Genomic DNA, 6,098 nt, shown 5'->3' with positions numbered 1-6,098 from the left:
ATGGACGGAATAACCTCATGCACGATCCAGCGTTTGAACGCCTTGGCCTCCGGCTTGCGGGACCGGAGGACGAGCGAGTACAGGCCCGGTTCTGAAATGATACGGCTATCGCGTCGCAATCCTGTGGAATCATTCAGAGTGTGGATAATATCGACAATAGGGCGTTGCTCGTCGTGCTCCAGAATGTCCGGCAGATCCCGCGTCTCCGTTCCGAGGACGGCGCATACATCCCGCGCCACAAACCACGGCTCGCCTCCGTACTCGATCACGCGCACGGCCCCAAACTCCCTGTTCTGAAAAATTCGCAGCCCGTTCATCGGCTCCTCCTCCTTCTTTTTGAAGAGAGGTTATCCCAGTTCTTTTTTCCCTGCCCGGAAACAGCGCGTTCCATGCGAAGTATTTTCGTACGGATTTTTCGGTACGACGCTCATCATTACCTCCACACCTTCCACCACGGCTTGCGGCACTCTCCCGTCAGTGGCTCGGGCATCGCCACCGGTGGCGCCTGCTCTCCGTCCGACAGGCTGGCCAGCGCCACATCCCGATCCCGACGTTCCGCCAGTGGTTGCAGCCCCGCCTGCGCGCTCCGGCACGCCGCGATCACGTCCCCAAGCCCGGAACGGATCTCCCGCGCCGTACTCGGATAAAGCACCTGCGCCTCGGCGACGATCCGCTGCACCTCGCCAAGGGCCGAACCCGCACGCGCCACCGCCGTCAGCACGTCCGCCCGCGTCGCGGCAGGCGTCACCGGAGTGTCATCAGCTACAAGCTGCGCTTCAAGCCACTGGAGGAGGATTGTATTCCGCATCACCCTGCACAAACCGGGGATGATGTGCAGGCTCGGCGCATAGTTGTCATTGGGATCAAGATAGCGGCGCAAATGCGTCGCGGTGATGCCCACTCCCTGCGCTATGCTTTCGGCGGTCATGCCGCTGGCGTCCTTGGCTTCCCGAAGCGCCTCGATTGCAGTCATGTTCTTGTAGTCGGCCATCCTGCTTTTCCTCTGAAGTTTTCAACTTTACGGCCTGTTGCGTTCCGATAAGATGGCTGAAAAAGGTTCGGACCCCATGCCTGTACCTACAGTCCATCTGCTCATCACACTGCGCGGCCCCGTCTGGCGCGTCCGTATCCTGATCCCCGGCCAGCCGCGCCCGCACTGGCGGGCATACCGCGTCGCGGAGTACCCGACTCCAGAAGCCGTGGCTCGGCGGTGCGCGGAGGGGCTATTCGCTTCTGAGGTAGCACCAGAGGATAAAACAAATCCCTGCGATACTAGCGATAACGACAATGGCTTCAGGCCAGTTCATGGCTTGCCTCTTCGGGTGCGGTGGGAGTGTTGGGGGAGGCTGGCTTGCGGGCACGGCACATCAATACCCGCAGGCGATGGACCAGCGAGGCCACTCCTTGAGAAGGCGGATTGGAGCTAGCCTCCCCCACCGGGGCGCGTTCCTTGAGCGCGTCCCGAATTTCCTCAAGAAGGCGGTTCTGCTCGGCAAGGCTTGCCATTACGAAAAACCGCTGATCCTTGCCGGACCAAGGCTCTTTGGCACGAGACAAGATGTGCCCGCACTCCTTGCACAGGTAGAAGCGCTCCGGATCATGTGTGGCGTTGAACGTCCGTTTCATGCCGGGGGCTCCGCAACTGGGGCATTTCATACCAACGCCTCCTCTTCGGGTTCGCTGGGAGTGCTGGGGGCGGCGGTGAGAGAAAGGCGAGACATTGCGGCACGGATATTGTCTTGGTTCGGTCCCAACAGATGCTGTCGCTTCCCCTTCAAAAGGTTGCATATTGTAGACGCGGGGACCCCAGACTCGGCAGAAAGCCTGCTCTGGGGGAGCCCGGTCTGGTCCAAAAACTCTCTGATTTCTGTGGCGATTGTCTTCATGTGCTCCTTATTAGCGAACGCTAAAGAAAACATCAAGCTATTTTATCCGAACGCGAATTGACAGAAGCTAATTTTTTGGATGGAACATATCGTATGGGAATAGAAAACGACATTCAAAAACTTTTTTCCAAAGTACTTGAAGAGTATGGAGGAAATAAGTCTGCGGCTGCGGAAGCTCTCGGCGTGAACAACGTCACTTTTTGGGGCTGGATCACAGGAAAACGTAGTCTTAACTCCGTCCTTTGCGGAGCTATTGATAAAGCCGGAGGAATACTTCTCATTCCGGGCGAAAAACCATGCCCTTCTCCTCAACCCTGCCATCCCGAGCAGGATATGCGGGCTCTCAACCAACGAATCAAAGAGCTTGAAAAAAAGGTAGAGGAACTCAGGGACTACAAGGCCAAATGGGAAGGGCACATCGAACTGGTGCGCGCGCAAAGTGGGTCTAGCGACAGGGACAAACAGATCGCCTAGTTCCGCCACGTCTCCGTGAAGTCCGGCGGGAACGACGCCCTTCCGGGTGCGTGATCATTTATGTTGAGTACAGATGAAATCCCCGCCGGAGCGGGGAAAAGGAGTAAGGAGGTACAGAAGGCTCACACATTGAAGAAGGCTCTTCTCCCGGTTCGCTTCTTCGCAATGATTCTTGTTGCTGGTTCTCTATTTGCTTTCGGTTTTGGTCTAAAAGAAGCGAACACTGCCATATCATCGATGCAGAAAAAACAAGAACAAACACAAATAACACCGCCCCAACAGCAAAAGATACAAGCAGAATCCATCTGTCATTCACCCTAGTCACCTCTATCCCTATATTTCAGCGCTTGATGAGCAAGCAGCATTTTCGTTCTGGTTCAGTGACTCCATATATAGTGCGCCAAAAAAACAGAGGTACACGCCCACGGCGCACAGTGCCTGTATCCACATTCCCTTTTCGACGCGACGGATGCGCCAGTTGAAAAGCGTCCGCTCCAACTCCATGTCCTCTTGGGTAACAAAGGTAGTCTTCTTCCTGCGTTTCTGACGTGAGCCATTCGGCTTACTTGCCGGTACTTCCATATGTCCTCCCGCCCCTCCCCGTGAGGGGCTTTTTCGTGCCCTACGTGCGGGCAACTTTTTTGTAACACGTTTTTTAGAATTTGCTAATATCAGGCTTGCCTTTTATTTTAGCATACGCTAATACTAGTTTCACGACGCCGGGCCTTCTCCCGCCGTCCTCACAAGCCGCGACGGGTCGGCGGGAACCAGCGGCAACGGTGTGCGCGTCGGTGTCTGGGGTTGGGAAAACAGAGATACCCACGGTGGCCCTGAGCAATACCGTCCAATAACCACAGGAAACAACTTTATTTTTACGGAAAAACCCATGTCAAAGGTCATCAAGGCCATCCACGAAACCGTGGTCAACGGCAAGATGCCTTCCAAGGCCATCGCGTCGGCCATCGGCAAGCCCTACTCGACCCTGCTCAGGGAAACCAACCCGCTTGACCCCGGCGCAAAGCTCGGCGTCGAGACGTTCATGGACATCATCGAAACCACGGGCGACTCCACCCCGCTCAACGTGATGGTGCGGGAACTCGGCTACAGGCTTGCCCCTGTGGACTGACGGCCTCACATGAAAGGGGCGGCGAACACTCGTCGCCCCGAACCATGCGGGACCTGAAACGTATGGATGTGCACGCCCCGGCGGGGATTGGCTCTGCCAGGTGTTTGCCTTGAATCATCGAAGCCTAGATAGGCACCGGGCTTTTTCGTACCAGACCGACAGCGCACAAGGACAGACCATGAAACCATTCGAAAAAGCCGGGAGGAGCAGCCCCGACATGCGAAGTCGTGGCGAATATCGGTCCGTAACACGTGATAAAAAACGACAATTCACCACATAGCACGGGGTCGAGTCGAAAAATCGTACTCCCAAACCATGTTTGAACGCATCTGGCAAGGGCGGGGAAGAGAGAGGAAGAAGGATTCACTTTTAGGATGAAATTAGATAGAGAGAAAAATACTTCATATCTATTAGGAGCATAGAGTTCATCGGAAAAGGGAAGCTTTATAGTTTTTTAGTACAAAAAACTACAGGAAAAATCATGAGCAAACTCATTGAATCCGTCCACACTCTTGTCATTGATGGCGATATGCCTGCAAAAGCAATAGCATCCGCCATTGGAAAACCCTACTCGACTCTGCTCAGGGAGTGCAACCCCTATGGCAAAGGCGCAAAACTCAGCGCAGAGACGCTCATGGCAATCCTCAAAGCCACAGGGAACACCCAGCCTCTTGAAGTCATGGCGCGGGAACTCGGTTATAAACTTATTCCTATCAATTGATGATCCTTGCATAAAGGGGCGGCGGATCTCCCGTCTCCCCAACCCATGCGTGGACCTGAGGCGCATGGAGATGTGCGCCCCCGGCGGGGATGGCCCCGCCGGGTTTTGTGGAAAGGAATCAGTTTGTGCATAACGCATATAACACTTTATATTTAATATTTTTCTGTTTATATTTAATATTTAATTGACACAAAACCATTTTTTTACTTTTCATAGCAAGTAGCGGCAAGCTTCTAGGGAAGTTCGGCGGCTACCAACTCTTGGAGGCGGTTTTACGGAACCGCAAACAGCGGCAAGCTTCTAAAAAAGTTCGGCGGCTCTACTATAGGCGGTTCTTCGGAGCCGCCTTTTTTCATGTCCAAGGCACGGCTCAACGGTGTAATCATTTCAGTTTTTACATCTTGCTCAAGAACTCAAAAAGGAATCAAAATCCTTTTTGAGCTTTGAGGTTTCGCGCCCAGCTCGAAAACGGCATCACAAGCGCGGCCCGATCCTATCGGGCATCCCTCCCCCTGTTCCCCCGGCGGCGGTCGGCGTTGTTCACGTCCGGGCGCGGCGTCGGCGGCGGGTTCGTCGGGGCTGGTTGTCGAAGAGCCTCCAATCGGTGACAAGTCGTCACCAGTTGTCGTTGACTTTTTTCGTACGATAATCGTAAAACTGAGTCAACGAATTTCGTATATTTTGATTTAGAAAAGGAGGCACGAAAATGGTATCCAAGTACATGGAGGATACTATGAGCGTGGATACTGTATTCGCGGCTGCCGTTGAAAAACTGGCACAAGAACAAAACAAAGAATTAAAAGAACTCGTTCATAATACAATGAAACTTTCCACTCCTGATGTCTCGTTGCGCGAGTTCAAGCGCATCTATAGACCTGACAAGCAAGGTCGTCACCGTAGCCTGACTCTACGGGAGGCATACGAATTTTCACGGGCATTTGGAAAAACTATAGATGAAATGATCGCTCTGGGCCTCTTGGAAAGCTGAACACATAATAGTAACCACCTATAAAGAAAGGCAGTCTTGAAAGATTGCCTTTTTTTGAAGAAAATAAATACGAAAATCGTATTTTCATGTTGACTCATAAATACGATTTTCGTATTTTTTATCTCAACACAACGGGATGCCGCCGAGGGCAGACGTGTTGAGAGACGGCGAGAGCCGGACTGGAGCGGTGAACATCAACCCCCGCTGTGGAGTCGAAACGGAACATGGCCGAAGCATATGGACAGAGTCTGTGAAACCCGCTATTCTTTCAGAAAAATGAGGGACTAATGCCTGTTATCCTTATCATTGGGCCTTATCGTTTTTTCTTCTATTCCAACGAAGGAAACCCCTTAAAGGCCCCGCACATTCATGTCAGAAGTCAGGACGGCGAAGCGAAAATTTCGCTTGTTGAACCGTTCGGGGTTCTGCTCAATGCCGGTTTTTCCGCGCAGGAGCTGCGCAAAATATGCAAGCTCGTTCAGGAAAAACGGGATATCCTGAAGGGGGCGTATCATGATTATTTCGCCTAAAAAGGTTTGGTTCGACGAGGATTCCATGTGGGTGGGGCTGAATGACGCCCGCGTCATCGGCGTTCCTCTTGCTTGGTTCCCCCGTCTGCTCAATGCGACGGTTGCGGAACGCGAACGGTTTGAATTGAGCGCGTTCGGTATTCACTGGGAACACCTCGATGAAGACATTTCCGTCGAAGGACTCCTTGCAGGTCAGGGGGATTTGACGAGGACTCCCATCAAGGTCGCCTGACCATCTGCAAAAACACACCCGAAAGGCTCCCCGGAAACGAGGAGCCTTTTTTCGTGCCTAGCCCCATCGAAAAGCCCGGAACCAACCGGGCTTTTTCATTGGGTTTGGGACGCCAAGCCAAACATCAAAACGAGGGTATTT

At 53.2% G+C, this 6,098-nt stretch carries 11 protein-coding genes; 7 read left to right on the top strand and 4 right to left on the bottom strand.

Going from position 1 to position 6,098, the window contains the following annotated elements:
* The 3 genes from HMPREF0178_RS00840 to HMPREF0178_RS00830 all read right to left on the bottom strand — a co-directional run.
* Positions 1 to 317, bottom strand: a 317-nt coding sequence (locus HMPREF0178_RS00840) for a Bro-N domain-containing protein (RefSeq protein WP_009368005.1), incomplete at its 3' end; no start/stop codon positions are given.
* Between the two features lie 116 nt (positions 318 to 433).
* A complete protein-coding gene (locus HMPREF0178_RS00835) occupies positions 434 to 991 on the bottom strand; it encodes a helix-turn-helix transcriptional regulator (protein WP_009368004.1) in 558 nt (185 codons plus the stop codon).
* A gap of 302 nt (positions 992 to 1,293) precedes the next feature.
* Positions 1,294 to 1,656 (bottom strand): hypothetical protein, encoded by a 363-nt coding sequence (locus HMPREF0178_RS00830; RefSeq protein WP_009368003.1) that lies wholly within the window; start codon positions 1,654 to 1,656, stop codon positions 1,294 to 1,296.
* A gap of 323 nt (positions 1,657 to 1,979) precedes the next feature.
* On the opposite strand from HMPREF0178_RS00830, the gene HMPREF0178_RS00820 reads away from it, so the two are divergent.
* Complete coding sequence (locus HMPREF0178_RS00820) at positions 1,980 to 2,360, top strand: helix-turn-helix domain-containing protein (RefSeq protein WP_039958405.1); 381 nt, start codon at positions 1,980 to 1,982, stop codon at positions 2,358 to 2,360.
* A 60-nt stretch (positions 2,361 to 2,420) separates the two neighbouring features.
* On the top strand, positions 2,421 to 2,681 hold the full coding sequence (locus tag HMPREF0178_RS22275) for a hypothetical protein (RefSeq protein WP_232281156.1): 261 nt from the start codon (positions 2,421 to 2,423) through the stop codon (positions 2,679 to 2,681).
* Between the two features lie 12 nt (positions 2,682 to 2,693).
* Here the strand turns inward: HMPREF0178_RS22275 and HMPREF0178_RS00815 are convergent, their stop codons facing one another.
* Positions 2,694 to 2,942 carry a hypothetical protein gene (locus tag HMPREF0178_RS00815; protein WP_009368000.1) on the bottom strand — a complete coding sequence of 83 codons (249 nt, stop codon included), beginning with the start codon at positions 2,940 to 2,942 and terminating at the stop codon, positions 2,694 to 2,696.
* Between the two features lie 304 nt (positions 2,943 to 3,246).
* On the opposite strand from HMPREF0178_RS00815, the gene HMPREF0178_RS00810 reads away from it, so the two are divergent.
* From HMPREF0178_RS00810 to HMPREF0178_RS00790, 5 genes are all read left to right on the top strand, one after another.
* Complete coding sequence (locus tag HMPREF0178_RS00810) at positions 3,247 to 3,486, top strand: phage regulatory CII family protein (protein ID WP_009367999.1); 240 nt, start codon at positions 3,247 to 3,249, stop codon at positions 3,484 to 3,486.
* A 481-nt stretch (positions 3,487 to 3,967) separates the two neighbouring features.
* Positions 3,968 to 4,207: a phage regulatory CII family protein gene (locus HMPREF0178_RS00805; protein WP_009367998.1), complete on the top strand. Its 240-nt coding sequence runs from the start codon at positions 3,968 to 3,970 to the stop codon at positions 4,205 to 4,207.
* A 733-nt stretch (positions 4,208 to 4,940) separates the two neighbouring features.
* Complete coding sequence (locus HMPREF0178_RS00800; RefSeq protein WP_157134850.1) at positions 4,941 to 5,195, top strand: hypothetical protein; 255 nt, start codon at positions 4,941 to 4,943, stop codon at positions 5,193 to 5,195.
* Positions 5,196 to 5,482: 287 nt separating this feature from the next.
* On the top strand, positions 5,483 to 5,725 hold the full coding sequence (locus HMPREF0178_RS00795) for a DUF4160 domain-containing protein (protein WP_009367996.1): 243 nt from the start codon (positions 5,483 to 5,485) through the stop codon (positions 5,723 to 5,725).
* On the top strand, positions 5,709 to 5,957 hold the full coding sequence (locus HMPREF0178_RS00790) for a DUF2442 domain-containing protein (RefSeq protein ID WP_005027312.1): 249 nt from the start codon (positions 5,709 to 5,711) through the stop codon (positions 5,955 to 5,957). Before HMPREF0178_RS00795 ends, HMPREF0178_RS00790 begins: the two co-directional genes overlap by 17 nt.
* Positions 5,958 to 6,098: the final 141 nt, after the last annotated feature.

It is taken from the genome of Bilophila sp. 4_1_30, from assembly GCF_000224655.1.
GTDB classification, from domain to species: domain Bacteria; phylum Desulfobacterota; class Desulfovibrionia; order Desulfovibrionales; family Desulfovibrionaceae; genus Bilophila; species Bilophila wadsworthia.
The sequence above is the reverse complement of the archived record's forward strand: the minus strand, read 5'-3'. Positions and strand labels throughout refer to the sequence as shown.